The sequence below is a fragment of the Steroidobacteraceae bacterium genome, from assembly GCA_041395505.1.
Taxonomy (GTDB): domain Bacteria; phylum Pseudomonadota; class Gammaproteobacteria; order Steroidobacterales; family Steroidobacteraceae; genus JAWLAG01.
Window position 1 is genome coordinate 486,844 of record JAWLAG010000001.1, and the last position, 25,977, is coordinate 512,820.

Genomic DNA, 25,977 nt, shown 5'->3' on the forward strand with positions numbered 1-25,977 from the left:
ACCCGAATCATTGCCGCTGGGCAGCGGCCAGCTTCAGTTCCCTGTAACGCCGGATGTCGGCGTCGAAGCGCGCCAGCAGATCGGTCTCTTCGGCGCGTTTGCCGTCGAGCGCTTTGCGCTGCGAGCGTGTTTCATTCATGGTGCGAACGATATCCTCGACCAGACCCTCGGGCATCGGACGCGCGCGCGGGTCGGCGGCATAGGGTCGGAACCCCTGCGCCCGCACGCTGAGCGCGCCGAGCCTTTCGTCGAGGGTGGCGATATAGGCCTGCGCCGCCGTCACCTGGCCGCGCAGCTGCACCAGGCGCTCGTCGCGCAGCGCTTCGATGTCGCGCACCGAGGTATAGGTCGTCAGCAGGAACTGGTCGCGTTGCTCGCGCTCCGCGCGCAGGCGCGCGGCTTCAACTTCGGCGGCGATCTGCTCGGGTGTCTTCTGTGCCTCGAGCTTCTGGATGACGACACCCTGGCTATTGAGCACGGCGCGCTCGCGCGTGGCGTACTCAGGTGGAATCTTGTCGCCGTACTGCACGACACCGTTGTCGTCGATCCAGCGATAGGTTCGCGTGCCCTTGCCGTCACCGCCATTTGCCGCATGGACCGCCATGACGGTGAGCAGCATCGACAGGACAAGACCGAATTGTGCGGACGACCGTGACATAGTGCGATTGTGCGCCACCAGGGTCAGCAAGTGGAACTCATCCTGTGCCGTAGCGCTTGCGATAGTCTCGCAGTGCGGCCAGTTCCGTATCAGAAATGCGAACTCGGTCACTTCCGGCGCCAGCCAGGGTCGCGATCAGCCCGGCCAGGTTGAGGATGCTGATGCACTGCAGCTGCTCGGCGCTCGCCAGTTCCTCGACGGCCGAGCGTTCGCCCTGGCCGCGCTCCTGGCGATCGAGCGCGAGCAGCACCGCAACCGGTTGAGCCCGGGCGGATCGGATCAGTGCCAGTGACTGTCGTATGGCGGTGCCCGCGGTGATGACGTCGTCGACGATCACGACCCGGCCAGCGAGCGCGCGGCCGACAATGCGGCCGCCTTCGCCATGATCCTTCGCCTCCTTGCGATCGAAGGCGAAAGGGACCGCGCGCGAATGATTGCGCGCAAGCGCCATGGCCGTGGCGGTCACCAGCGGAATGCCCTTGTAGGCGGGACCAAACAGCATGTCGAATTCGACACCGCTTTCGAGCAGCGCCGCGGCATAACACTCGCCGAGTTCGGCAAGTGCCGCGCCGTCATCGAACATGCCGGCGTTGAAGAAGTAAGGACTCTGTCGGCCGGACTTGAGCGTAAAGCTGCCGAAGCGCAGTGCATCGCGCTGCATGGCAAGTTCGACGAATCGTTGAGTATGATCGCGAGGCATGGCTGCGGCGCGTATCATATCGCGGTGCGCGTCCTTACTCTAAACGTCAACGGCATTCGGGCTGCCGCGGGCAAAGGCCTGTACCGGTGGCTTCTGCGCCAGAAAGCCGACGTGATCTGCCTGCAGGAGACCAAGGCGCAGCTCGCCGCCCTCGATCCCGCTCCCTTCGCGCTCAAAGGCTATGACTTTCACTATTACGATGCCGAGAAGAAGGGCTACTCCGGGGTCGCTCTCTATACCCGCCGGCCCGCGGACCGGGTCATACGCGGCTTCGGCACCGCCGAGTTCGACCGCGAAGGCCGTTTTCTCGAGGCGCAGTTCGGAACCCTGTCGGTCATTTCACTCTATCTACCCTCGGGATCGTCGGGCGAGCACCGCCAGGCGTCCAAGTTCCGCTTTCTCGATGCATTCCGGCCCGAGCTCGTGCGAATGCGCGACAGCGATCGCCAGTACATCCTCTGCGGCGACTGGAACATCGCCCACAAGCCGATCGATCTCAGGAACTGGCGCTCGAATCAGAAGAATTCCGGCTTCCTGCCCGAGGAGCGAGCCTGGCTCGATGAGCTCATCGATGACTATGGCTTCGTCGACGCATTCCGCATAGTCGATCAACGACCCGAGCAATACACCTGGTGGTCGAATCGCGGCGAGGCCTGGTCCAAGAACGTCGGCTGGCGAATCGATTACCAGATGGTGAGCCCCGCGCTGCGCGAGCGCGTGCGACGCGCCAGCATCTACAAGCGCAGCCGCTTTTCCGATCACGCGCCGCTCATCATCGACTACGAACTCGATTGAACGCCGTGGACCCGCTGCCAGGGAACGATCGTGATTCGCGCCGCGGCCTGCTGGCCTCTGTCGCTCCATATCTCGAAAAAGAATCGCTGGCCGCGTTCCTGGTGACGGTCTCATCCGGATTTCCCTACGCCATGATCGGCGCGACGCTGACCACCCGGCTCGCGCAGGACGGCATCGACAAGAAAACCGTCACGGCATTCACACTGGCGTTTCTCGTCTACAACCTGAAGGTCTTCTGGGCCTGGATCGTCGACGCAGTGCGCCTGCCACTGCTTGGCCGACTCGGGCAGCGTGTGTCGTGGATGCTGCTCACCGGCGTTCTGGTCATGGCCGCCGTGGTCAATCTCGGTGCAGTCGATCCGGCAGCGAGCATACGTGCAACCGTGGTGGCTGCCGTACTGGTCGGCGTTGCCGGTGCGACCTACGACATCGTGATCGATGCCTATCGCATCGAGACGCTGAAGCCCTACCAGCTCGGCGTGGGCTCTGGCATGTCGCAGTACGGCTGGCGCGTCGGATCGGCAGCTGCAGGCGCACTTGCGCTCGTCATCGCCGCGCGCAAGGGGTGGACGGTTGCCTACATTGCCTGCGCGGCCTTTGCCCTGCCGGCCATGCTGACGGCGCTGGTCGTCGGTGAACCGTCGCGCCACGTCGTCAGCAATGCGCGACGTACGCTCGCCGACATCTGGCGCTCCGTCGCCGGCCCGTTCGTCGAATTCTTTCGCCGCCATGGCGCCTGGCTGGTGCTCGCGTTCGTGCTGGTGCACAAGATCGGCGACACGCTCGCCAACCTTACGTTCCGGTTGCTGTTCAACGACCTCGGATTCAGCAACGACGAGATCGCCCTGTACGATGTCAGCTTTGGCTTCTGGGCCTATCTGATCGGCATATTCATCGGCGGCATTCTCTACACCCGCCTCGGGCTGAAGCGGTCCGTGCTGGTAGCGCTCGTGCTGATGGCAATATCGAACCTGAGTTTTGCCGGACTCGCTGCCGCCGGTCACAGCAATGTCGGCATGGCCGCGGCCATCGGTTTCGAGAACATCGCGAGCGGCTACGGCGGCGTGGTGGTGGTGGCCTATTTCTCCGCGCTATGCGACCTGCGATTCACCGCGACCCAGTACGCGATGATTTCCGCGGCGGCGAGCGTGTTCGGCAGGCTCCTGACCGGCACGACGGCCGGTGGCCTGATCGAGTCGGTCGGTTACGTCAATTTCTACCTGCTGACAACCGTGGTGGCGTTGCCCGGCATTGCGATCTTCGCGTACATGATGCGTCGCGGCCTTGTCGACGACGCGCTCGGCAGCGCCGGCGGCAAAGCTGATTCATGAGCGAGCTCGATCTCGAGCGCGCGATCTGTGCGGCAGCCGACCTCAAGGAAGGTGAGTGCCGGGGGTTCACGGTGGGCGCGGGCGACTGGCCGCTGCAGGGCCTGGTCGTGAAACTACCCGGACGGATCGTCGCCTTCCGCAATGTCTGCCCACATGCAGGCCATCCGTTGAATCTGCGGCCGAATGATTTTCTCTCGCCTGACGGCATGCTGATCATGTGCCACTCTCACGGCGCGTTGTTCGAGAAATCGACGGGACTTTGCGTCGCCGGGCCCTGTCAGGGTCGGCACCTGCGCCCCATTGCGATCGAAGTCGCCTCAGGTGTGGTGCTGCTCGCCGGGGAGGACGACCCCGCGGGATGACAACAGGCCGCCGTCCTGCCCTGTGAGGCAGGCAGTCGGCCCGAAATCGTCAACGACTCTCGAAGATGTCCAGGCTATCGAGCGGACTTGCCCACACGCGATCGTTCTCGCTGTCGACCGAGGTGCCACGCGCATCGTCTTCGCTGTCGATATCGACGGAGCCGGTCCAGTCCTCCGGCGCTTCGGCGTCCTCGAGGCTGCCCTCGGCCCACTGTGATTCCCAGTCTTCCATGTCGAGTTCCTCGACGGTGCCGTCGAAGTACTGGATTTCGATCGTGCCATCTTCTTCGTCGCAAGCGACGACTTCGAACAGATCACCACCTTTGTAGCGGTACCATTCACCGACCACGGGTTGAGGTCCATTCATCATGATCCTCCTGTCGCTGGTAAGCTCTGCTCGTCAATTGATGGTGCGCCTCCAGCGGCCATCTTTCAATAAGTGTTTTTTGCGCAAAGCACCATGACGGAACAACTGCTCAAATTCTTTGTCGTCTTCTTCGTAATCGTCGAGCCTGTGTCGCTGGTGCCGATATTCGTCGGACTCACCGAAGGCGCGGATAATCGCTATAAACACCGCATGGCAGTGAAGGCGGTGCTGATCTCGGGCGGCATCCTGATGCTCTTCGCGGTCGCAGGCGCGCCGTTTCTGCGTCTCATGGGCATCAGCATCGACGCATTCCGTATCTTCGGCGGGCTGTTGCTTTTCCTCGTCGCGCTGGAGATGGTCTTCGCACGCGAATCAGGCACGCGTACTTCGGAACCGGAGCGTGCCGAAGCGCGTCAGCGCACCGATATATCAGTGTTTCCCTTGGCTTTTCCGTTGATTGCAGGTCCCGGCGCGCTCGCCAGCATCCTGCTCTGGTTCGGTCGTGTGCCGATCTTCGAGAAGCCGCTGTTGTTTTCCGGCCTCATGCTCTGCGTCTTCCTCGTGCTGCTCATCGCGTTGCTGATCATGTGGGTGGCGACGCCGTTGATGCGTTTCATCGGCGTGACCGGCGCGAATGTTGCAAATCGATTACTCGGAGTCGTGCTCGGGGCACTGTCCGTGCAATTTGTCATCGACGGATTGCGCGGTACCTTCGGATTTTAGGTAGCCGAGGTCCCACACGCCGTGGCCGAGTCGCCGGCCACGTTGCTCGAAGCGCGTGCGAATGCGCCACGCGGGTCTTGCGACGAATCCCCCATCTGGCGCGAGACTGCAAAGCGCTGCAGCGTCGTTGCATATGCTCTGCATCTGCTCGGCATAGTCCTGCCAGTCGGTCGCCAGGCGCAGCGCGCCGCCCGTTCGCAGGCTACGCGCGATCAATGCGACGAACTGCGGCTGGATCAATCGGCGCTTGTGGTGGCGCTTCTTGTGCCAGGGGTCCGGGAACAGGACCAGGACTTCATCCAACGAACCGGCTTCAATGCCGCGGGCGAAAACCTCGGCGGCGTCGTGGCAAATGACCCGCAGGTTAGCGAGCGCGAGACCTTCGGCCTCGCGCAACAGGCGGCCGACTCCCGGGCGGTGCACTTCGATGCCAAGGAAATTGCATTGCGGCCTGGCTTGCGCGAGCGCCGACAGCTGTTCACCATTGCCGAAGCCGATTTCGACCGTGACCGGCGCGGTGCGACCGAACAGCTGGTCGAAATCGAGCCGCCCGCCGTCGAATTCGATGCCAAAGCGCGGCCAGAGCCGATCGAGTGCGTTTTCCTGCGCCGCTGTAATGCGACCTGCGCGCAATACGTAGCTGCGCACTTTGCGAGGGTTCGGCGGTGGTGCGCGCTCTGTCATCGCCCGATTATCGCCGGGCGGCCGGCCGAGCGGCCAGGTTGGCGGCGATTTGCCCGCACCCGGCATCGCGCATAAAATTCATCGCTCTCGCGGGCGTAGTTCAATGGTAGAACTGTAGCTTCCCAAGCTACTAACGTGGGTTCGATTCCCATCGCCCGCTCCAAGAAATCCGTCGCCCGCCGATTGGGCAGGCGGGCCATGAGAAGCTGTTCCGACAGCGAGGGAGTGCCTGATGAGATTCTCGACAATGCCGGTCGCGGCACCGCTCGTGCTGGCGGCATGCCTCGTGACCGGTTGCGGCAGGAGCACACCCGACCCTGCGGCCGCTGCCGCAAAGCCCATGCCGGCTGCGGGAGATCGCTGGGCGAGCATCAGCAACGAATTCATCGAGGCCTATTTCGCCGCGCGGCCGATGTTTGCCGTGCGCGCTGGACGGCATGAGTTCGACGGCCAGATGCCGGATCTGTCGCGGGCAGGGATCGCAGCCGAGATCAGTCGCCTGCACGAACTGCGTGCCGTCATCGCAGCGCCGCCCGATGGCGAACTGGGCGACAGCCAGAAGTTCGAACGCGAACTGCTGGGCTGGGTGATCGACAGCGACCTTTTCTGGCTCGAGGAAGCCGAGCAGCCGGCGCGCAATCCGGCCTGGTATTCCGAGCAGCTCGATCCGGAAGTCTACCTTACGCGCAATTACGCGCCGCTCGCCACGCGCATGCTGGCGTATACCAATTACGCGCGAGCAATTCCGCGCATTGCCCAGAACATCAAGGAGAACCTGCGACTGCCATTGCCGCCGGTTTTCGTCGACTACGGCGTGAACGCCTTTGGCGGTTATGCAAGTTTCTTCCGCGATGATGTGCCGAAGTTGTTCACAACAGTGGACGATCCGAAACTGCAGGCCGATTTCGCGGCCGCGAATTCGGCCGCCGCAACCGCCATGTCCGATCTCGCGGCCTGGTTCGAATCACAGCGCGCGAGCGCCGGCGGCGATTTTGCGCTCGGGCCGAGGCTCTTCGCGCGCATGTTGAGTGCGACCGAGAGGCTCGATCTGCCTCTCGAGCGAATCGAGGCAGTCGGTCGCGAGGACCTGCAGCGAAACCTCGCTGCACTCGAGGCAGCCTGCGCGCAGTTGTTGCCGGGACGCGGCGTGCAACGCTGTGTCGATGCAGCCGAGGCCGACAAGCCGGCGGGTGGTGCGGTCGCCGCGGCGCGTGAGCAATTGCCGAAGCTGCGTGAATTCGTCGCGGCACAGGAGCTGGTGACGATTCCGGGCAACGAGAATGCGCTGGTCGATGAAGCGCCGCCCTACAACAGGGCCAATTTTGCCTACATCAATGTACCCGGGCCCTATGACGAAGGCCTGCCGGCCACGTATTACGTCGCACCGCCCGACCCGAAGTGGAGCAAGCGCGAGCAGGCGGCCTATGTGCCGGGCAAGTCACGGTTGCTGTTCGTTTCTGCGCATGAAGTATGGCCCGGGCATTTCCTGCAGTTCCTGCACGCCAACCGGAATCCATCGAAGCTCGCGGCCCTGTTCGTTGGCTATGCGTTCGCGGAAGGCTGGGCGCACTACAGCGAGGAGTTGATGTGGGACGCGGGTCTCGGCGATCAGCAGCCGGCCGCGCATGTGGCGCAGCTCGGCCAGGCGCTGTTGCGCGACGTCAGGTATTTGTCGGCTGTGGGCATGCATGCGCGCGGCATGACACTCGAGGAGTCGGAACAGATGTTCCTCACCCAGGCTTACGCCGACGCCGGCACGGCTCGTCAGCAGGCGGCGCGCGGTGCGCGCGACCCGGCCTACCTCAATTACACGCTCGGCAAGCTGCAGATCCGCAAGCTGCGCACCGATTGGCTCGCTGAGCAGAAAGTCGCAGGCTCGGCGCTGGATACGGCGGCACGACAGGCCTTGCACCGCTTCCACGATGGCATGTTGTCCTATGGCGGTCCGCCGATCAGCATGGTTCGCGAACGCATGCTCAGTGCAAAGGGCGACAGCCTGTGAGGTTGCTGGGTCAACTGCTGCTGAAGGGCCTGATCACCATCCTGCCGGTCGGCCTCACGGCCTACTTCATGTACTGGCTGAGTGTAACCATCGAGACCCTGCTGTCGCGGCCGCTGCAGGCGGTGCTTGGGTCGCAGCATTACTGGCCGGGAATGGGCCTGCTCGCCGGGCTCGCCCTGCTCCTCGTGGTCGGTGTGCTGGTCAACGCCTACCTCGTGCAGCGCCTGCTCGGATTCGGAGAACGGCTGCTACTCAAGGTTCCCGTCGTCAAGACCGTCTACAGCGCGATTCGCGACATGACGCGTCTCGTCGATGCCGGCGGCAAGCGCGACCTCGAGCGCGTGGTTGCCTTGCGCTACGGGTCGGCGCGCCTCATCGGATTCGTCACCCAGGACGATGCGCGTATCGAGGGCATCGATCTTGCCGAGGAAACCGTAGCCGTGTATCTGCCGATGAGCTACCAGATCGGCGGCTACACCGTCTATGTACCGAAGTCAGAAATAGAGCCTGTCGCGATGCCGGTGGAGCAGGCCATGCGGGTCGTGCTGACCGGTGGCCTGCAGGGACGCTAGATACATGCACGACCTGAACAGGCTTCGCACCGAACTCATTGCCGTCCTCGGCGCCGATGCGGTCAGCAGCGAACTCGAGGATCGCGAGGCCATGTCCGCGGATGCTTATTCCCGTGGCGCGACCTGCGCCATGGTTATTCGCAGCCGCGACCGCGCCGCGCTTGCGCGCGCCGTCGCGATGCTCGCCGCGGCCGGCGTGCACATCGTGCCGCGCGGCGGCGGTATGTCCTATACCGGCGGCTACACCCCCTCGAGCGAGCGCTCGGTCATCGTCGATCTCGCCGTGCTCGACCGGATCGTCGAGATCAATCCCGACGACATGTATCTTCGCGTCGAGTCCGGCTGCACCTGGCAACAAATCCACGCGGCATTGCAGGCGCATGATCTCAGGCTGCCATGCTTCGGGACCTTCTCGGGCGCGCGCGCAACGGTTGGCGGTGGTTTGTCGAACGGCGCCCTGTTCATGGGAAGCGCACGTTTTGGCACGGTGGCGGATTCACTGCTTGGCCTCGAGGTCCTGCTGGCTGATGGCACCATCCTTCGGACCGGCCAGTTGGGTTTCGCTGCCGCCACGAAACCGTTCTATCGCACCTATGGCCCGGATCTCACCGGTCTGTTCGTGCACGATGCGGGCGCCTTCGGCATCAAACTCGAGGCGAGCTTCAGGCTGATCCGCCGGCCCGCTGCGCAGGCCTTCGCATCGGTCGCGTTCGGCGATCTGCTGTCTGCGGCGCACGGTCTGAGCGCCGTCGGGCGCAGCGGGTTTGCCGAAGAGGCCTATGTATTCGACCCCGAATCGACGCGGCGCAATCTCGAAGGCCTGGGTCTTGCGGACAGCCTCGGCAAACTCGCGGCGGTCTTCCGCTCCGGCAGCAGCATCGCGAAAAGCGTAGGCTCGGTTGCGAGAGTTGCCGTGGGCGGCCTCAAGCTTCGAGACGACGATATTTTTTCGCTCCACATGGCGTTCGCAGGCGACAGCGAGGCTGCCGTGGCCGCGCAGCGCAAGGCCTGCCTGCAACTTGCGCGCGAGGCGGGGGGGCGCGAAATGCCGGCGGCGATTCCCGAAGTGGTCCGGGCGGATCCATTCCCCGCGCCCGATGCGGTACTGGGTCATGACGGGTCGCGCTGGGCCGCGCTCAATGCCAAGGTGGCACATAGCGATGCCGAGCGGCTGATCAATGCCGCGAGCGAGTACTTCGCGAACCGCAGCGCCGCCATGAAGGATGCGGGCGTTACCTTCACGCAATTGCTCATCGCTCTGTCGAACCACGCATTCAGCTATGAGCCGGTTCTGCATTGGCGCGATGAATGGCTGCCCATCCATCGCAATGTGCCGCGCCCCGAAGTCCTGGCCGGTCTTGCCGAGCCGGCCGCGAACCCCGCGGCGCGCGCGCTGGTGGCGGAAATTCGCCGCGACCTCACGACATTGTTTGCAGCCCATGGTGCCGCGTCCAACCAGATCGGCAGAACCTATCCCTATGCCGAATCGCTGCTTGCAGACAACCGCCGCCTCCTCAAGGCGATACGCAGCCAGTTCGATGCGCAGGGCGCCATGAACCGCGGTGCGCTTGGCTTGTGAGATCTGTTCTAGTGCGCCGATACGCTGAGCAGGAGCGCGACCAGCTGCGCGCTGCTCGAGACTTCGCACTTCTGGAAAATATGCTTCAGGTGCGCCTTGATGGTATTGACGGATAGCTCGAGCGTATCGGCAAGGTCGCGGATCCGTGCCGCAAAGGGCAGTTGCGCGGCGACGCAGGCCTCGGCCGGTGTCAGGCCAAACAGCGCGGTTGCGGCCTGGATGTTGATCATCGGCTGACCCAGTTGCGCCCGCAACTGGACGAGATAGTTCGTCGTGGTCGTGCTGCCGTCTGCGCTCGTGATCGCAATCGGCTGGATGCGCGCAGTCGCGACCGATCTGCCTGTCGCATCATGAATATGTATCCACCGGACGTTGCGTCCCTCGAGCGCGGCGGCGAGGGCCTGGCTGTTACGCCACTGCGTCAACTGCAACCGGCCGCCGTCGATGCGCAAGGCGTCGCTTGCCAGGGCAAAGCTGCGCGCGGCGCGATTCGCGAACAGCACGGCCGCTGCGTCGTCGATGACCACGATGGGCTGGCCGTTGTTGTCGAGTACCGCCCGCAGCGTCTCGAGCTGCAGTGATTCCCGGGGCTTATCGGGCCGGTTCGCACCCGGCGTAACGAAATAAAGTGACTCGATGCGTTGCCCGGCGCGGGGCGACGGACGGCGGATGGTAATGGTGTTTCCGACAGGCGGACCAAATCCACGTCGGAAATCGTTGAATGCGGACTCCTGCACGGTAGCTTCCTGACATTTGGCTTCTTCTTGGTTTTCTGTCGCGACCTGCCGGTTTGTCGCAGGTGACAGCGTTTGCCGCAGTCAAACCTGTCTTTCGATACGCAAATAGCAGCTTTCGTCGCAATCCTGGGTGCAGGATACATCAGTCGCTGGTATTCCCCTGGCGAGGCGAAGCAGTTGCGGGCACTGGCGGTAGCGAAGCGTCAGCTCGAGCACGGCCTCCATATAACCGGCTTCCTGTCCTGGCGCGAGGCTCGGCAACAGCAGCGTTCCACCCGGCCGCAGCCATTGCGCCATGGCATGCAGCAGGGATTCCAGCATGTTGTCCGGCAGGAAATGTGCCATGTTTGGCGCATACACGAGCGAGCAATGCCGGAAAGGCAGGCGCCATTGCAGCGCATCGCTCGGTGTTCCCTGAAAGGTGCGCACGCCATATTGGCCAAGCCTGCTGGTGACGACCTGCAGATTGAGTGCATCGGGATCGACGGCAATGACATTGGCCTGGCCGGCGCGCACGCAGTCGCTCAGCTCGGCTTCGCGCATATGCCCGCAGGCAAAGGCGACGATGGTCGATTCCGGAAACTGCCTGCATGCGCTGTCGATGGCGTCTGCAAGCCGCTGCCGGTGCGCGTTCACCGAATGAAAGACGACACTGTTCTTGCGGCACCAGTCGTACATGGCGCGGCCGAGCTCGGTCGTGTCGTCGGGCAGCGTGACCAGTCCGTACATGTGATCGTAAAGCACGGCATCGCCGGCGTAGCCGCGCGGCTTGCGATAGCCCCAGGCGGCATAGGGGTTCTGGCGCAGTAGTTCGATCAGCTCGCGGCCGCCGCGATCTTCGGCAAGGTCGCGAATCCAGCGATAGGGGCGCTCTTTGCGCGTTTCGGCCAAGCCGTCAAGCGTATAGCGCATGGCCGCATCGACATTCTGTTCCTTGAGCATTTGCAGCGCAGTTGCCGGTTCGAACACGTCCATACCTCGCGGAAACGCAGCTTGACTTCTTTATCTGTCGCGACTTGGCGACGAGTCGCAGCTGTCATCAAAAAAAAGAACTAAGGGAAACCCTTAATACCTCCGGGTGAAGGCTTTGTTTGAGCGACCGGTAGCCACCGCAGACCCTAATCCACGAGCGCAATCGCGCGCTCAAGGACAAGGCAATTGCGGAGGTTGCAATGAAATTACGAACCATGCTGTTGACCGCCTCGGCGCTGGGGCTGGTCATCGCGTTACCGCTGTGGAAGCAGGGCAAGGATGTCGCAAGCACGGCACTCGGCTCCGCACCCATGGCATTCATCTCGACGGCCCATGCGGGTCCCAGCTGCGCGGCCCTGACCCACAGGGATATCAAGGGTCTGTGGACGGTGCTGGATTCAAGTTGCGTCGGCGCCTGCGTTCACCCGCATGTCGACGAAGGCGACGTGTTGCAGTTCAAGGGCAATCCAAGTACCGATGGTGCCTATAGCATGAAGATCCTGCGTGGCAGTGCCGGCCGGCCGCCCGAGGAGACCCGCGGCTACACCATACAGTCGGATGGCGTCGCAGCGGTCAAGGGCGATATCGACCTCGAGCATGATGCCCAGGATGGCCGTACCCCAGGACGTCACTGGGTGGTTGCGCGCCTGCAATCGGTGATCAACGACGATGGCTCCTGCGGCCGGCAACTCGAAGTTCAGGTCTGCGAGAGCGAACCCGAAGCCGGCAGCTACCAGTGTGCCTACAACCAGCACAACGGTTTGATTCACGCGGGCGGCTGAGCGCTTGGTGGATTATTCAGTTTCGGCCAGGAGCGTCGCGACGACGGCAACATCGAGGCAGACCTGACCCAGGGCGTGCCGATCGATTCGGTTCGACCGGTAGCAGCCCTGGGACGGGACGGCTTCAAAGTCGCCCGCGCCCTGTTGTGCGGCGAGCACGATGCCGAGCAGGCGGTGATCATTTGCACTGAAGACGGGTGATCCGGAATTGCCGTCATAGGTATCGAGGTCGGCGCGAAAGAGCGCAGCGTCGCGATCGACGCTCAGCACCCGCGCGCCGTCGGCCAGTTTCATCGGGAGGCCGCATGGGAACCCCAGGGTGTACACCGGCTCCCCCGCGGACATCCTGCCGTGCGGCACCCGATGCTTGTCGATCCCCGTTGGAGCGGGCCGCTCGAGCTCGAGCAACACGACATCGCTCGCCGCATCGCGGCGCCGGTCGACTTCCGGCTGCGCGAGCGGCTGCGGACACAGGGCGATCACCTGCTCGGCCGGCAGCCGCAGCGGCCGGTCGCAGTAGCGTCGCGCCGCATAGCCAAAGACCGCGAAGCTTCGCTCCTGCTCGAACAACGCGTAACCATGCCAGCAGCTCAGGATGACGTTGTCCTCGAGCAGATACCCTGAATAGCCGGTGGAACCGTAGCCGCCGCCTCGTCGCTCGAGCACGGTTGGCTGGCACCAGAACCGCTCGTCTGCGCAGAGCTGGAAATAATTGCCATAGGGTTGATACTGCAGCTCAACCGCGCCGTCTGCCGTGAACCGCAATGCCGATTCGCCGATGAGGTAGCAGCAGCGGGCGGCGTGTCGCAATACGCCGGTCTGTATACCCGGCGTATAAAACGGATCCTTGCGGTTGTCGGTGGCGCCGAACCACACGGCGTGCTCGAGCCTGAAACCGCGGCGATCCCACTCGCTCGCAAGGTCGCTCGTTTCGAGCGATGCAATCGCGCCCGCGCCGGGCAATCCGAGGCGCAGGCGCCGATGCAACTCGGCGGCAAGTATTGCGTCGCTAATGTGGGCGAGCATGGCCGAGATCCCCGACGGTCGTAAGACGAAATCCTGCCCAGAAGAACGGGTGGACGAACCGCTTGTCGGCCGCGACGCGCGCTTGCGCCACGCGCAGGGCCAGCGCGGCATCGTGATGCAGGAGCAGCTGCCGGTAGAAGGTCTGCATCAGCAGTGGCGCGGCGGCGTCGGGCACCGGCCAGAGCGAGGCCAGGACCTGGCGGGCGCCACTACGCAGGAAGGCGCTGCTCAGGCTGTCGAGTCCTTCGCCATCGATCAAAGCGCCACTTGCCGAGTCACAGGCACTGAGGACGATCAGCTGCGTTCGTATGGCGAGATCGGCAATCTGGTAGGCGTGCAGGTCGGCGTCGGCAATCCGCCCGTCGGCATCAAAGCGCGACAACGCGAGCCGTGCCAGCACGGGGTCGGTTTCGTTGGCGATGGCATGGACCGCGAAATGCGCGATCGCAAAATCCTCCGTGAGCCGTTGCGCTGCCGCCGTGGCCGTCGCCTCAAGGCCGCTCGCCATTGCCACCCGCGCAGTTGGAAACAAAACCGCGACAGCGTCGGCTTCGCGCCGCGTACCCGCAAGGCGTACCAGGTTCGCGATCCCTGCGTCGTTGTCATTATCCCTGGTTTCGCGCAGCTGTGCCGGCAAACGCGCGTCGTTCGATTCATATACGGGGTCGGCGAATAGCGCAATGCCCCCGCGTTCGGGCTCGAAGGCGCGCGTCGCTTCGGCCAGGGACTCGAGCGAGGCGCTCAACGCGATGCCCTGCTCGGCGGAACCCGCCAACAAGGTCCAGGGCACGGTGTGCAACTGCCCGTCGGCGATGATCCACAACCTCTTTACGTGTTCATCGATGAAGGCCGGAAGTCGCAAAGGCCCCGCTGCCGTAGCAATATCCTGCGGCGTCGGAACCCGTCGACTGGGTTTCGCCGTCATCTCGAGAAGCCGAATGGCGGCCTGGTTCAGCGCTTGCGCCGGGCCCAACTGCGTGAGTTCGATGCCATCGGACGAGACCGTGAAGGCCAGGGAATCGCTCTCGTCGAGATCGAAATACAGCACCCGGTCCGATGGCTCCAGCCGGCGCTGCAATTGCGAAATCGAAAAATCATCGACCCGCGGCGAATCCCCGGTCTCGCGCAGCGACTGCGCGGACATGGTCACCCGCGCGCGCGCCGCTGCGATGCGCTCCTGAAGATCCCCAATACGGTCGAGATCCGCCGACCCCGCTGCGATCAGCGCATCGAGCCGCGCCTGCAGGGCGGCGAGATCGACGAATAGCCCGCCCCGCGCACCCGTCGCTGCGCGATTGCGCGGCGCTTGAGCCGCATCGAGCAGGTGGTGCACCCTGAAGCGATCGGCCGACTGCAATGCCGATGCGAGCAGCCGTTCCGCGCCATCACCCTGCGAAGCCGGGCGCCGTGCATCATCGGTCATCAGCCGGGTCCTGATCTTGTTGAGTTCGCGCAGGCGGCTCATGAACGCACGACGAATGGACGGATTCCGGGTGTTCGCCTGCAGCGCATTGATCTCTGCCGTCCCCTTGCTGATGTACCGTTCCGCTTCGTCCGGCATGCGCTGCGCACGTGCGAGCCGCGCCTGCTCGGTGAGCATGGCAACCTCCTCGAGCGGTAGTGCATTGGTCGCGTTGGCTTCTTCCGAAGCCTGCAAATCCCTTGCGGCGGCGGTGAGATCGCCGCGCAGGCGCTGCACATGGGCGCGTTCGATGAGCGCCTGGATGCGCAGCACATTGCTCTGCGGCAGCTCGAGCGCAAGCGCATCCGTCAGGGTATCCGTCGCCGGCGCAAGTGCGCCGCCCACGCGTTGGGACTGGGCAAGCGCGAGCAGTGCATTGGCACGCGAAATCGGAGCAACAAGACCCTGACTAAGTCGCACGGCCCGTTCATGCGCGTCGCGCGCTTCGCTGAGTCGTCCACTATCGCGCAGGGCGTTGCCAAGGAGAAGCGAGGACTGGATCAGGGACATTGTATTGCCGCTTGCGTCACTCAATGACACGGCCTGCTGGAGATTGTCGATGGCTTGGGCGTAACTACCGATATTCAGGTAGACGCCGCCGATACCGCGCAGTGCTCGTGCCGCAGCAACTCGATCACTGTGCTCTTCGGCGAGCTCCAGCGACTGCAATTGCAACTGCAAAGCCGTTTGATAATCGCCGTTGCTGCTGTCGGCAACAGCTTGGTTCTGCAGGAACACAATTTCGTTCGTAATGTCGACCGACGCGCGCGCTTGTTCTGTCAGCGATCCGAACGTGGCGGCAGCAACATGAAAGTCACCGCGATCCATTGCAATTATGGCCAAAGTATTTTGCGACTTTTGCAAAGTCGTCATATCGTCAGTTGCCGACAATGCTGTTTCGGCTCGCTGAGCAAGTCTCTGCGCCGATTCGTAGTCGTAACGGTGGTAGGCAACGATCGCCCTTAGATTGTCGACCGCCGCGACATCGATAGTCCGGCCCGCGTCGTCAAATTTCTTGCGAGCTTCAGCCAGGCTGTGCTCGGCATCGACGAGTTGCTGCTTCGCCAAGTCGCGCGCATTCTGGTCTCGACTCGCGAGTGCCAACTCCTGACGCGTCATGCCGTCGAGGCGTAGTGAATAGGCGACGTCGCTCGTGTCACCAACCTTTCGATAGAGAGAAAGTGCAGTTGTATTCCGTTGTAGTGCCGGGGCCCAGTCTTCAATGCTGAGGTAACTGAGGTTGGCCGCTGCAAACGCCGCATCCGCCGCGGCGCGCGGATCAACCGGCTTCAACGCCTTGTAGGCCGCATCGTAGTCGTTGAGAGCTTCCCGCCATTGTTTCGGATCGGTCTGCATCGCGGCCCGCGATGCACGCGTGTAGTGCTTGAGCCCATCGACGAGCGCCGTGGGTGCGTCCGGGCGCAACTTCAGTGTCTCGATATTGAATCGTCCGACCGCGGGCTCCGGTTCGGCAAGCCGTATGACGACTTCGTACTTGCCGTCGCGCTGGGCTTCGAAATACAGATACTCCCGGCCGGCGCGCTCGGTCGCGGAGTTGACAGAAATAAGGGTTTCCCCGATTTCGTTGTCGAGGGTCACGCTGACGTCAACCGTATGCTGGCTGACGCGGAGCAACAACCGTTCGCCGCTAGTCAGTGCAACCGGGTAGCGCCGCAGGTTGTCCGCGCCAAGTTGTTGATCCTGCTGCACCTCGACGACCTGATACCAGCGCGCGGGATCGGGGCTGCAGCCTGCGATCAGGCAAATTGTTAATAGCCACCGCCAGCCGTGACCAGTGGCGCCTAGTCGTCGTTGCGATAGTGATGCCATGCCTGCGGGTATCAATCTTGCCGTTTCCGCCCGGCCTTCGCTCATGCTTTGGTGGCCGGGCGCAACCTGCGGCTATACTCCGGGCCGTATGGGCCAGCCGTTGCAAATCGTCTCCGCAAGCCCTGCGATGGAGGGACTCCTGGGCGGGGAGCGCGACCGGGACACCCTGCGCGCCGCTTTGGAGCGCAACTATCCTGGCCTATGCGCGTTGATCCTGCGTCGCGTGCGCGACCCGCAGGTCGCGCAGGATATCCTCCAGGACGCAATCGTCACCACATTGCAGAAGCTCGATGCCGGCGAGATCGCCGACCGCGAGCAGATACCAGGCTATATCTATCGCGTTGCGCTCAATCACATCCGCAATTTCACGCGCCGTGACCGCGCCCTCGCGCCGAGCGATGAGCTGGCCGACGTGGCCGACGAAGCGACGCCAAAGCCCGGGCCGGCACTGCATGCCGAGCGCTGCGCGGCTATCGTTCGCGACGTGCTGCGCGACATCGGCTCATCGCGCGACCGGGAGATTCTGGTTCGCTTCTACCTGGACGACGAGGACAAGGCGTCGATCTGCCGCGATCTCCATGTTCCCGAGTCTCAGTTCAATCGCGTGGTTTTTCGGGCCCGGGAGCGGCTGAAACTGTTGTTTGCCCGCCGCGGTTTGCGTCATTTCGACCTGTTGACGTTACTATTGTGCGGGTTTCTCGCACTGCAGCTGGGTGGAGAGCCTGCATCTGCGACAAAACACGTTTTGGCGACAGATGCAGCTATCGGACTCAATGGAATAGGGTGCGATCTTGGATAGACAGAAGTTTCAAGGCAGCCACATTGTCATGCAGTACCTCGCAGGGCGACTCAGTCCGGAAGAGGCAGCCGCATTCGAGGAGTTCTACCTCGACAACCCCGGCGTGGTGCATGAGATGGAAGCAACCGCCCGTTTTCAGGCTGGCCTTGCCATGCTGCGCGAGACCGGCGAGCTCAACCGGCTCCTGCATCGCGTGCCCTGGTACCGGCGCAGCCACCTGCTCGCGATCGCAGCCAGCGTGGCGATCTTCGCCTTCGGTGCCGTGCTCTGGCGCGGCTCCTTGCAGGAACCTTTGCCGCTGTTGTCGACGATTGCGCCGCCACAGGACATGGCGGTGCGCGACGAGAACTCCTACACCATCCTGCGCACGCGCACGGTCGGCTACGACGCCGAGATCCGTTCGCCCGATCGACAAACCGTGCTTGAGTTTCGCATCTTGCCGGAGCGCGATTCACCAACCAATCGCTATCGCGTATCGCTCGCGAGGGTCGGCGCAGGCGGCATGACCCACGCCGTGGCTGACATCGGTCCCGTTACCGCAGCCGCCGACGGCTACCTCAACCTGTACGCCGACTCCGCGCAATTGACGCCGGGTCGTTACCGCCTTGCCGTATCGAGCGATTCGCGCCGCGGCTCGCAAGGCAGCAGCTTCGGCGATCTGCCGCCGAGCTACTTCGACATTCGTATTACCGCCGCCAGCGACAGCAACTAGCCGGCGCCGCCCGGTTTCAGGATGCCGATCAACGCGGCGGCGGCAACGCCCGCCCAGATCAGCCACACATAGGGCTGGCATTTCGCCATGCCGTCGATCATGTCGCGATCGGAATCCGCGGTGGCGCCGCTTGCGGCCAGCTGGCGGAACCCTGCCATGAACTGCGGCAGGTTGATGCGAATCATCAGGCCGCAGACGATCAGGCCGGCGAAGATCAGCAGCTTCGCCGCAAGCCAGGGATAGGGCGCCAGGCGCCCGCTCGACCACGAGTAACCGACCGACGCCAGGATGGCCAGTACCACCAGCCAACGGAAATACATGTCGATCCGGGCGAGGGTCTGGCCCGCTGCCGTGCCCTGCTTGACGTGCACGAGGTGCACCATGACGATCCACACCGGTCCGAGCAGCACGATCGCGACCAGCATCCAGGGCTCGTGACGCACGCCCACGTATTCCGACAAGAGTCCCCCGACGGTCAGCATCAGCGCAAGGCAGTATCGCGGCAGCATGTCGAGGTCGGCGAAAATCTTGGCGGCGGTCAGTCGCGCATCGCGACTCAACTTGGGATTGATGACGAAACGGCTCGAGTAATACACGCCGGCATCGCCACCCAGCCAGTAGACGAACAACAGGATATGCAGGAACTTGATGAGACCATAGCCGAGCGTCATGTGTTTTCCTCGAGGTTGCGGGCGGCGACTATGTTGCATAGTCCCGCCTGTCCGCTGCAATAGCTGCATATACAGGTATTTGCTACACTGGCGGCAAAGGAGGGGCAATGCCGCGCCGAATGCCAGCCGCTGCCAAGCGCAATCCCGTGAACGCGATCGATCCGCGCCACTGCGTTTTTCGGCACCTGAGCCGCAGCCTCCGTAGCGTCGCCCAGCACTATGACCGCGGGTTGCGGCCGCACGGACTGACCGCAGCGCAGTTCACGCTGCTGATGACGCTTGCGCGCCTGGGTGAGCAAAAGGTGGGTGCGCTGGCCGCGGAGCTCGCCATGGACCCGAGTACGGTGCCGCGCGTCCTGCTGCCACTCCGGCGTCGCGGCTGGATCCGCGTCGCCATTGGCAGCGATCGGCGCTCGCGACTGGTGAGCATCGCCGAGCCGGGCAGCCGTTTGCTGCGCCAGGTACTGCCACATTGGCAGTCACTGCAGGCCGAGGCGCTTGCCCAGCTTGCACCGGTCGACTGGCGTGATCTGCGCCACTCGCTGGCGCATCTGCGCCAACAGCTGGCTTCCGCCACACATGGCTGACGACACACAAGGGAATTGTCATGCAGGCCAATGACTCGATACGACTGACCCACCTGCCGCTGCGCCATGATCGCAAACTCATGACGGCGCTCGCGGTCATTGCCATCGCTGCCGCCGCGGCACAACTTGGCAGGCAGCTCCCGGCGGCAGGCCTGCGGCTGCTCGAGTGCCGCGACGTGCCGGTGGCGGATGACAGACCCGGCTACCTTCTGCCTGTCGCACGTCGAGATGCGGGTCGCTGCCACGCGGAAGTGGGTGCAATGAGTGCGGCCTTTTCCGGCCAGATGCTGAGCTATCGCTTCGACGTCGCGCGCTCGGCGCGGGTACATGCGGCGCGCGATGGTCTGGTCTTTGCCATTGGTGTCGACACCGACCGCAGCACGGGCGGCAGGTCGCAGGCAAATCCGCGAGGCTTGCTGCTGCGCATCCGCCACAGCGATGGCAGCATCGCGACTTACCAGAATCTGCAGCTACCGGGACTTGCAGTACGGGAGGGGCAGTGGGTGGCGAGCGGCCAGCTGCTCGGTCGTGCGCGCGGCGGTGCGCTGCGATTTGCCGTGCAGGACTGTGTCGATTGTCCCGCACGAGCGGTGCGCTTCTCGAACTCCCTGTCCCGTGCCGGTGCCCTGTCGGTTGCCCGGGCACAGCCTGCGGTGGCACCGCGCAAACTGACATAACGCGCTGTCGTGCACTACGGACGTCGCAATGATGCGACGCCAGGTCCGGTCGCCTGACTGCCTTAGGCTGCAAACATGACAAGTGCAGTCTTCGAATCCTATGCGAGCGTAATGCAGGCGCTCGAACCGGCCATCGTCGATGTGTCCTTTCACGATGGTGCGGGCGATGTCCTGTGGATGCGCCGGGCGTTGGTGGCGCCCGATGAACATGCGCTGGTGGCCACGGCCTTGCGGGCGGGAGTCGCAGGAGACTGGTCGATACGCTATGAATTGACGGCGGGCTCGACGGTGTTGGCTGCGCTGCCGGTCAGCGGTAGCGATGGGCGCTGCGCCGCTGTTGTGCTGCTGCATCTCGATGTCAGCCTGGGCCAGCCGCTCGGGCCGGAAACCCCCGATCGCACGCTGGCGGCACTGTTGAAGAGTCTGGTGCGCGAGATCGAACAATCGCCTGATCGTCCGTCGGCGCCCGGCGCCGCGACTCTCGAGGCGCAGATCGAGGCCGCTGTAATGGCTCGCCGGTTCACATTGTTCCTGCAACCGATCGTCGCGCTGCAAGCGAACAATGCCCCCGAGCATTACGAAATCCTGCTGAGGCTCTGCCTGCCGGATGGTTCGGTGCTGGCACCGCAGGACTTCTTCCCGACCATCGAGCGTTGCGGCCTCGAGCGCGAGGTCGACCAATGGGTCGTGCAGCGCCTGATCGCCTGGCTCGGCGATAATCGGCCGCGATGGGCCGGTCGGCCCCGCCGGTTCGCCGTCAATCTCAACGCGCGAAGCGTCGCCTCGGCCGACCTGTGCGATGAAATCATCGGTGGCCTCAGCGCAGCGCAGTTGCCCACGGCCCTGGTGTGCCTGGAGATCCCCGCCACTCGCACGGCCGTCAAGGATCCGCAGGTGATGGCCAACATCGAGCGGCTGCGCCACGCCGGCTGCATCGTGTCGATCGACGATGTCGCCTGCGAACGCATGGCCGCGGAGGAGCTCAGCGATACCTCGGTTGACGTGATCAAGATCGAGGGTGCCTGTTTGAGCCGCGCACGCGTCAGCGATCGTGACGCCATTGCCGCGCACGAAGCCTTGCGTTCATTGGTCGCCCAGGGCGCCGAAATCGTCGCCGAAGCCGTCGAAACCGCCGACGATCTCGACATGGCGCGCGACCTGGGTTGCGATTACGCGCAGGGCTATTTGTTCGGCAAGCCGCAACGGCTCGAGAGCTTCGACTTCCGCATCCGATTCCGCGCGCTCGATGTGGTGGCCTGACGCGAGTCATGCAACACTGTGGTGCGTGCAGGCACCAGTAAAGAATCAGGGAATCCCCGAGTCCGCCGACAACCAGACTGCACGCGATTCAACGGCACTTGCCGCGGCGTTGCGCGAGACCGAGAGGCGACTGCACACGACGGAGACACTACTCGGCGCAGTCACCGCCCATAGCCTCGACTGGCTGGTGCTGGTCGATCGCGAGCTGCGCGTGAGCTATGTCAACCGCACGATTGCCGGTGTGGCGCCGGAGAACGCAATCGGCAGCAGCGTGTTCGCCCTGGTGCGCTCCGAGGAGCATGCGATTGTTCGCGAGGGCCTGGAACGAGCCTTCGCAGAGGCGACGATACAGCGCGGACTGCTGACCTATGCCGCAGAAGGCAGCAGCGAGCTGCGCGTCTTCGAGGCTCTGGTTGCGCCTGTCATCGTCGATGGCGTCGTCCGGCAGTGTTCCGTGTCGCTGCGCGAGGTCACCGAGCGCGAGCGCGCGGTTGCGGCGCTGCACGAGTCACTCGCTGTCCTGCGCATCGTTGCGGACAACGCCGCGGATCTGTTTGCTGTGTTCGATGCACGTCTCGTCTGCACTTTCGCCAGCCGCGAAATTGCCGGCCGCTCGCCCGCGATGGCCGTCGGCATGGCGCTCATCGACTGCGTGCCCCTGCAGCACCGCGCAGCGACCATAGCCGCCGCCAACGACGTCCTGACGAGCGGCGCGGAGCGGGATCTCGAGTACTACCTCGAGGACCCGCGAATCGGACGGCGTATTTTCGAAGTGCACATGCGACCGCTCCACGGTGCCGGTGGCATCGACGGGCTCGCGCTCCTCAGCAGCGAAGTCACCGAAAGGCGTGTGCAGCGCGACATGCTGCGAATCCAGACGAGGGTGCTCAATACCCTGCACGAAGTCGTGGTCATGCTCGATGACGAAGGCACGATCTGCTTCTGCAATCGCGCTTTCGATCAGCTGTTTGCGGCGGCGGAAGGTGGCCTGCTGGGCGCTCCCGCGGCGAATGTCCTGCCCATGGACAGCATCCGGCGCGGCGCGGCGCAGAGCGATGCAGCGCAGGTGGCGGCGGGTGCCATCTTGCCCTTCGAAATCGAATGCCGGGATCGCGCCGGCCAGAGCGTCGCGATGATCTGCACGGTGCGCGCTGTCAGCCTCGGCGCGCACAGCTATACGTTGATCGTGCTCGCCGACGTGACGGAACGGCGCGCCCTCGAGCGCGAGATTCTCGAAATCGCGAACCGCGAGCAGCGCCGCATCGGGAGCGACCTGCACGATGGCCTCGGGCAGGATCTCACCGGCATCTCGCTGCTGCTCTCGGGCATTGCCGGCCGCATGGCCAAACGCGGCGATGATGCCGCCGATGAGCTCAGGGAAGTCATCACGCTCGTCAATTCGACGATCCAGAGCGCCCGCGCGCTTGCCCGCGGGTTGTCACCCATATCGTCCGAGCGGGGTGGCCTGAACGGTGCGCTGCAGTCGCTGCGCAATGCGCCGGGCGGGCGCACGGGCGTTACCATCGAGGTGCAGACGCCGGACGATGGCCTGCCGAAGCTGAGCGAGGGCGCGGCGACTCATCTATACCGTATCGCCCAGGAAGCGGTCACCAACGCCTTGCGCCATGGCAAGCCGCGCAAGGTCAGCGTCCGACTCGACCATAACCGTGCGCAGCTGACGCTCGAGGTGCAGAACGATGGTGACGCCTTTCCTGCACCGGCCGACCGCGGCGACGGCCTCGGCCTTCGCATCATGCGTTACCGCGCGCAAATGCTGCATGGCGATCTGCTGGTCGAGAACATGGCGGGCGGCGGGGTAATCGTGCGTTGCCAATGCCTATGTCAATGACCGGCCATTTGTTTTATATTTGAACTAAATCGGGAGGGCGGCAGTTCAATGGAATTCCAGGCATCTAGTTCGGTCCCCACGCGTCGTCGCATCATGATCGTCGACGATCACCCCATTGTTCGCCAGGGGCTGCGCCACCTGCTCAACGCCGAAGCGGATTTCGAAGTCTGCGCCGAAGCGCCCAACAAGGAAGAAGCCCTGGCGGCATTCGAGCGCATGCGCCCGGATGCCATGATCGTCGATCTCTCGCTCGAGCATGGCGATGGCATGGAACTGGTGCGCGACATTCGCCAGCGCGACACCCAGCTGCCGATCCTCGTGCTGTCGATGCACGAAGAGTCCATCTATGCAGAGCGCCTCATCGCCCAGGGCGCAAGCGGCTACATCATGAAGCAGGCTGCTTCGGGCGAGCTGCTCGGTGCCTTGCGCTGCGTGTTGAGCGGCGAGATCTATCTGAGCGAAATCATGCGCCAGCATCGCCGCCCGGCGGTGCGCGACCTGCGTGCACTCGATGCCGAGAGTCCGCTGCAGCGTCTGTCCAATCGCGAACTGCAGGTGCTCGGCATGGTCGGTCGCGGCGTCAGCTCGCGGCAGATTGCCGTCGACCTGGGCCTGTCCGTGAAGACCGTCGAGTCTCACCGCCAGAGCATCAAGCGCAAGCTCAGGCTCGATACGAACTCACAATTGATGCAGTTCGCCGTGAGTTGCTACTCGACGCCGCAAGGCGCGATGCAGATCTAGCCCGACCGGACGGCAACCTTCCCGCGCTACCCTGCATCTAACTGCAGGTAGGATCCGGGAGCGGCCGTGGGCGTCGAAGCACAACTGGTTGATTTCAAAAAAGAATCATCCCCCGTTGGCGGCGACGGCCTGAGCCGGGGCCGGCGCGGCGACACCGCAGCATTCGAAGCGATCTATCGCGAGCATGTCGCCGTGGTGCACGGTCTGTGCCTGCGCATGACAGGCCAGCCACACACGGCGGAGGACTGCACGCAGGAAACCTTCGTTCGCGCCTGGCGTGCGCTCGATCGCTTCGAAGGGCGCAGCGCGCTTCGAAGCTGGTTGCACCGGATCGCGGTGAACGTCGTGCTCGAGCGGCGCCGCCGGCCGATGTACGCGGTCGAAGTGCCCGTTGCGGATTTCAGCGAACTGGACGAACCCTGGCAGCTCGATACGCCCGTCGAAGCCCGCGAACTCGAGCGGCAGATCGCGGACCTGCCCGACGGCCTGCGCTCGGTGCTGGTCCTGAGCGGTATCTACGGCTACTCGCATGCCGAGACGGCATCCATGCTCGGCATCGCGGTCGGCACCTGCAAAGCGCAGCTGCATCGGGGCCGCGCCCTGCTGCGCGAACGACTGCAAGATCGTGAGGACATGACATGAATCGCCAGGGACTGACACGACTCGAAGCGCTGGAACAGGAAATCGATCCCCGACGCGATCTCTGGCCCGAGGTCGAGGCACGGCTCGGCGCCGCGCCAGCCGCGCGTCGCCCGCGGTGGCAGCTGCCTGCGGCGCTCGCGGCCGGCGTGGCACTCATCGGCGTTGGCATCCTGGCCGGGCGCACGCTGCAGTCATCCGCGCCCGTGCCCGGCGCGACAGCACAGTCGGCGGGCCTGTTGCCGGTCAGCGTGCAGGATGCCGACTACCGGCGCACGCGCACGGCGCTGCTCGCCGATCTCGGCAAGCGCCTGGCGGAACTGCCGCCGGCCACCCAGGACATGGTGGGCGCGAGCCTGCGCACCATCCAGCGCTCGATAGAGGATTTGCAGCGCGCGCTCGGCCGTGAGCCGGCCAACGCGCTGCTGCAGGAATTGTTGCTCGATGCTTACCAGGACGAGATGCAGATTCTTGCCACCGTGCAGGAATCGGCACTTGCGAAACAGGAGATCTGATCGATGAATGTCAAGACAATATCGGCGGCTGCCGTCGTGCTCGCCACCTTGTGCACCCCGGCCATCGCCGCGGACAACAACGCACGGCGCCAGGTTGAGAAACGCGTGGATGCCGATGCCGGCGGCACGGTGATCGTCAGCAACGTGGCCGGCGAGGTGAAAGTGAATGCCGGCAGTGACGACGAGGTGCGCGTGAAGGCACGCCTCGGCGCGAATGTGCGCGACCTGGAGGTCGAGCGCGACGGCAATCGCGTCTATGTGCGGGTCGACGTGCCGAACAACGAGCACCGCTACACCGACGCCTGGCTCGAGGTCGCGATTCCCCCAGGCAGCCGGCTCGAGGTCAATGCGGTGAGCGCCGACATCCGCTCGCAGGGCATTCGCGGCGAACAGCAATTGAAGAGCGTCAGCGGCGACATCGTCGCGGAACTCGCCAGTGCGGAAGCGGAATTGAAGAGCGTCAGTGGCGATATCCGTGCTCACGGTGGCGGCACGGTGCCCAAGCTCAGTGTCAGCGCCACGAGTGGCGACGTGCAGGTCGACAGCGGCGCCGGTGATCTCGAGATCGTGTCGGTCTCGGGTGACATCCAGGCGAAACTCGCGAGCGCGGTGTCAGTCCGGGCGCGCACCACCTCCGGCGATGTCAATGTGGATGCCACCATGCGCGGCAAGGGCGAAGTCGAAGCCGCTTCGGTCAGTGGCGATGTCGAGCTCGCGATCGACGGCGATGGGCTCGATATCGATGCGAAGACGTTCAGCGGCGACATCGACAACTGCTTCGGCTTGAAAGCAACCAGCCGCCGCAGCCACGGCCCTGGCGAGACACTGCACGAGACCACCGGCAATGGCGCGGTCGAGGTGCAGGCCAAGACCATGAGCGGCGATATTGAGCTGTGCCACCGCTAGGAGCGGCGAGGCGCTAGGAGAGGTTAGAATGCGCACGGG

At 64.0% G+C, this 25,977-nt stretch carries 27 protein-coding genes and 1 tRNA gene; 19 read left to right on the top strand and 9 right to left on the bottom strand.

The features are described 5' to 3' along the window. Positions 1-7: 7 nt before the first annotated feature. Both R3E77_02230 and pyrE read right to left on the bottom strand, forming a co-directional pair. Positions 8-658 carry a DUF4124 domain-containing protein gene (locus R3E77_02230; protein ID MEZ5498228.1) on the bottom strand — a complete coding sequence of 217 codons (651 nt, stop codon included), beginning with the start codon at positions 656-658 and terminating at the stop codon, positions 8-10. Positions 659-695: 37 nt separating this feature from the next. Continuing rightward, positions 696-1,358 (bottom strand): orotate phosphoribosyltransferase, encoded by a 663-nt coding sequence (gene pyrE, locus R3E77_02235; GenBank protein MEZ5498229.1) that lies wholly within the window; start codon positions 1,356-1,358, stop codon positions 696-698. Positions 1,359-1,382: 24 nt separating this feature from the next. Between pyrE and R3E77_02240 the strand changes: the two genes are divergently transcribed. From R3E77_02240 to R3E77_02250, 3 genes are read left to right on the top strand one after another with little or no spacing between them, the layout of a single operon-like run. Next, positions 1,383-2,153, top strand: coding sequence for an exodeoxyribonuclease III (locus R3E77_02240; protein MEZ5498230.1), 771 nt, complete (start codon positions 1,383-1,385; stop codon positions 2,151-2,153). A gap of 5 nt (positions 2,154-2,158) precedes the next feature. Continuing rightward, positions 2,159-3,484: an MFS transporter gene (locus tag R3E77_02245; protein MEZ5498231.1), complete on the top strand. Its 1,326-nt coding sequence runs from the start codon at positions 2,159-2,161 to the stop codon at positions 3,482-3,484. Continuing rightward, complete coding sequence (locus R3E77_02250; GenBank protein ID MEZ5498232.1) at positions 3,481-3,846, top strand: Rieske 2Fe-2S domain-containing protein; 366 nt, start codon at positions 3,481-3,483, stop codon at positions 3,844-3,846. The genes R3E77_02245 and R3E77_02250 overlap by 4 nt, the downstream gene beginning before the upstream one ends. Positions 3,847-3,895: 49 nt before the next feature. Here the strand turns inward: R3E77_02250 and R3E77_02255 are convergent, their stop codons facing one another. Further along, positions 3,896-4,216, bottom strand: coding sequence for a DUF6763 family protein (locus R3E77_02255; GenBank protein MEZ5498233.1), 321 nt, complete (start codon positions 4,214-4,216; stop codon positions 3,896-3,898). A 90-nt stretch (positions 4,217-4,306) separates the two neighbouring features. On the opposite strand from R3E77_02255, the gene R3E77_02260 reads away from it, so the two are divergent. Then, positions 4,307-4,936: a MarC family protein gene (locus tag R3E77_02260; protein ID MEZ5498234.1), complete on the top strand. Its 630-nt coding sequence runs from the start codon at positions 4,307-4,309 to the stop codon at positions 4,934-4,936. Here R3E77_02260 and trmB read toward each other — a convergent pair. Further along, the gene (trmB, locus tag R3E77_02265; GenBank protein MEZ5498235.1) at positions 4,862-5,620 is read right to left on the bottom strand and encodes a tRNA (guanosine(46)-N7)-methyltransferase TrmB; all 759 of its coding nucleotides are present in this window, start codon (positions 5,618-5,620) and stop codon (positions 4,862-4,864) included. The genes R3E77_02260 and trmB overlap by 75 nt on opposite strands. Before the next feature lie 89 nt (positions 5,621-5,709). Here trmB and R3E77_02270 point away from each other — a divergent pair. The 4 genes from R3E77_02270 to R3E77_02285 all read left to right on the top strand — a co-directional run bounded on the left by R3E77_02270 (position 5,710) and on the right by R3E77_02285 (position 9,773). Next, positions 5,710-5,783 (top strand) — tRNA-Gly (locus R3E77_02270). A gap of 69 nt (positions 5,784-5,852) precedes the next feature. Beyond that, positions 5,853-7,622 carry a DUF885 domain-containing protein gene (locus R3E77_02275; GenBank protein MEZ5498236.1) on the top strand — a complete coding sequence of 590 codons (1,770 nt, stop codon included), beginning with the start codon at positions 5,853-5,855 and terminating at the stop codon, positions 7,620-7,622. Continuing rightward, positions 7,619-8,194, top strand: a complete 576-nt coding sequence (locus R3E77_02280; GenBank protein MEZ5498237.1) for a DUF502 domain-containing protein — start codon at positions 7,619-7,621, stop codon at positions 8,192-8,194. Before R3E77_02275 ends, R3E77_02280 begins: the two co-directional genes overlap by 4 nt. A gap of 4 nt (positions 8,195-8,198) precedes the next feature. After that, positions 8,199-9,773, top strand: coding sequence for an FAD-binding oxidoreductase (locus tag R3E77_02285; protein ID MEZ5498238.1), 1,575 nt, complete (start codon positions 8,199-8,201; stop codon positions 9,771-9,773). Positions 9,774-9,781: 8 nt separating this feature from the next. Here the strand turns inward: R3E77_02285 and R3E77_02290 are convergent, their stop codons facing one another. Both R3E77_02290 and R3E77_02295 read right to left on the bottom strand, forming a co-directional pair. After that, the gene (locus R3E77_02290) at positions 9,782-10,510 is read right to left on the bottom strand and encodes a helix-turn-helix transcriptional regulator (GenBank protein ID MEZ5498239.1); all 729 of its coding nucleotides are present in this window, start codon (positions 10,508-10,510) and stop codon (positions 9,782-9,784) included. Between the two features lie 81 nt (positions 10,511-10,591). Then, a complete protein-coding gene (locus R3E77_02295) occupies positions 10,592-11,479 on the bottom strand; it encodes a class I SAM-dependent methyltransferase (GenBank protein MEZ5498240.1) in 888 nt (295 codons plus the stop codon). Positions 11,480-11,682: 203 nt separating this feature from the next. Between R3E77_02295 and R3E77_02300 the strand changes: the two genes are divergently transcribed. Continuing rightward, positions 11,683-12,264, top strand: a complete 582-nt coding sequence (locus R3E77_02300; GenBank protein MEZ5498241.1) for a hypothetical protein — start codon at positions 11,683-11,685, stop codon at positions 12,262-12,264. Between the two features lie 12 nt (positions 12,265-12,276). Here R3E77_02300 and R3E77_02305 read toward each other — a convergent pair whose 3' ends face one another. Together R3E77_02305 and R3E77_02310 are read right to left on the bottom strand one after the other, a co-directional pair. Next, positions 12,277-13,290, bottom strand: coding sequence for a serine protease (locus R3E77_02305; GenBank protein MEZ5498242.1), 1,014 nt, complete (start codon positions 13,288-13,290; stop codon positions 12,277-12,279). Continuing rightward, positions 13,274-16,582 carry a CHAT domain-containing tetratricopeptide repeat protein gene (locus tag R3E77_02310; GenBank protein MEZ5498243.1) on the bottom strand — a complete coding sequence of 1,103 codons (3,309 nt, stop codon included), beginning with the start codon at positions 16,580-16,582 and terminating at the stop codon, positions 13,274-13,276. Before R3E77_02310 ends, R3E77_02305 begins: the two co-directional genes overlap by 17 nt. Here R3E77_02310 and R3E77_02315 point away from each other — a divergent pair. After that, positions 16,581-17,381 (top strand): sigma-70 family RNA polymerase sigma factor, encoded by an 801-nt coding sequence (locus R3E77_02315; GenBank protein ID MEZ5498244.1) that lies wholly within the window; start codon positions 16,581-16,583, stop codon positions 17,379-17,381. The genes R3E77_02310 and R3E77_02315 overlap by 2 nt on opposite strands. Next, the gene (locus R3E77_02320; protein ID MEZ5498245.1) at positions 17,374-18,093 is read left to right on the top strand and encodes a hypothetical protein; all 720 of its coding nucleotides are present in this window, start codon (positions 17,374-17,376) and stop codon (positions 18,091-18,093) included. The genes R3E77_02315 and R3E77_02320 overlap by 8 nt, the downstream gene beginning before the upstream one ends. Here R3E77_02320 and R3E77_02325 read toward each other — a convergent pair. Then, on the bottom strand, positions 18,090-18,764 hold the full coding sequence (locus R3E77_02325; GenBank protein MEZ5498246.1) for a hypothetical protein: 675 nt from the start codon (positions 18,762-18,764) through the stop codon (positions 18,090-18,092). The two genes, R3E77_02320 and R3E77_02325, sit on opposite strands and share 4 nt — an antisense overlap. A 107-nt stretch (positions 18,765-18,871) precedes the next feature. Between R3E77_02325 and R3E77_02330 the strand changes: the two genes are divergently transcribed. From R3E77_02330 to R3E77_02365, 8 genes are all read left to right on the top strand, one after another. Then, positions 18,872-19,351, top strand: a complete 480-nt coding sequence (locus R3E77_02330; GenBank protein MEZ5498247.1) for a MarR family winged helix-turn-helix transcriptional regulator — start codon at positions 18,872-18,874, stop codon at positions 19,349-19,351. A gap of 20 nt (positions 19,352-19,371) precedes the next feature. Beyond that, on the top strand, positions 19,372-20,028 hold the full coding sequence (locus R3E77_02335) for a M23 family metallopeptidase (GenBank protein ID MEZ5498248.1): 657 nt from the start codon (positions 19,372-19,374) through the stop codon (positions 20,026-20,028). Positions 20,029-20,103: 75 nt separating this feature from the next. Then, positions 20,104-21,288 carry an EAL domain-containing protein gene (locus R3E77_02340; GenBank protein MEZ5498249.1) on the top strand — a complete coding sequence of 395 codons (1,185 nt, stop codon included), beginning with the start codon at positions 20,104-20,106 and terminating at the stop codon, positions 21,286-21,288. A gap of 25 nt (positions 21,289-21,313) precedes the next feature. After that, positions 21,314-23,137 carry a PAS domain-containing protein gene (locus R3E77_02345; GenBank protein ID MEZ5498250.1) on the top strand — a complete coding sequence of 608 codons (1,824 nt, stop codon included), beginning with the start codon at positions 21,314-21,316 and terminating at the stop codon, positions 23,135-23,137. Between the two features lie 93 nt (positions 23,138-23,230). Next, positions 23,231-23,878 (top strand): response regulator transcription factor, encoded by a 648-nt coding sequence (locus R3E77_02350; GenBank protein ID MEZ5498251.1) that lies wholly within the window; start codon positions 23,231-23,233, stop codon positions 23,876-23,878. Between the two features lie 66 nt (positions 23,879-23,944). Then, on the top strand, positions 23,945-24,520 hold the full coding sequence (locus tag R3E77_02355) for an RNA polymerase sigma factor (protein ID MEZ5498252.1): 576 nt from the start codon (positions 23,945-23,947) through the stop codon (positions 24,518-24,520). Next, positions 24,517-25,032 carry a hypothetical protein gene (locus R3E77_02360; protein ID MEZ5498253.1) on the top strand — a complete coding sequence of 172 codons (516 nt, stop codon included), beginning with the start codon at positions 24,517-24,519 and terminating at the stop codon, positions 25,030-25,032. Before R3E77_02355 ends, R3E77_02360 begins: the two co-directional genes overlap by 4 nt. 3 nt (positions 25,033-25,035) lie before the next feature. Further along, positions 25,036-25,938 carry a DUF4097 family beta strand repeat-containing protein gene (locus R3E77_02365; protein MEZ5498254.1) on the top strand — a complete coding sequence of 301 codons (903 nt, stop codon included), beginning with the start codon at positions 25,036-25,038 and terminating at the stop codon, positions 25,936-25,938. Positions 25,939-25,977 lie beyond the last annotated feature (39 nt).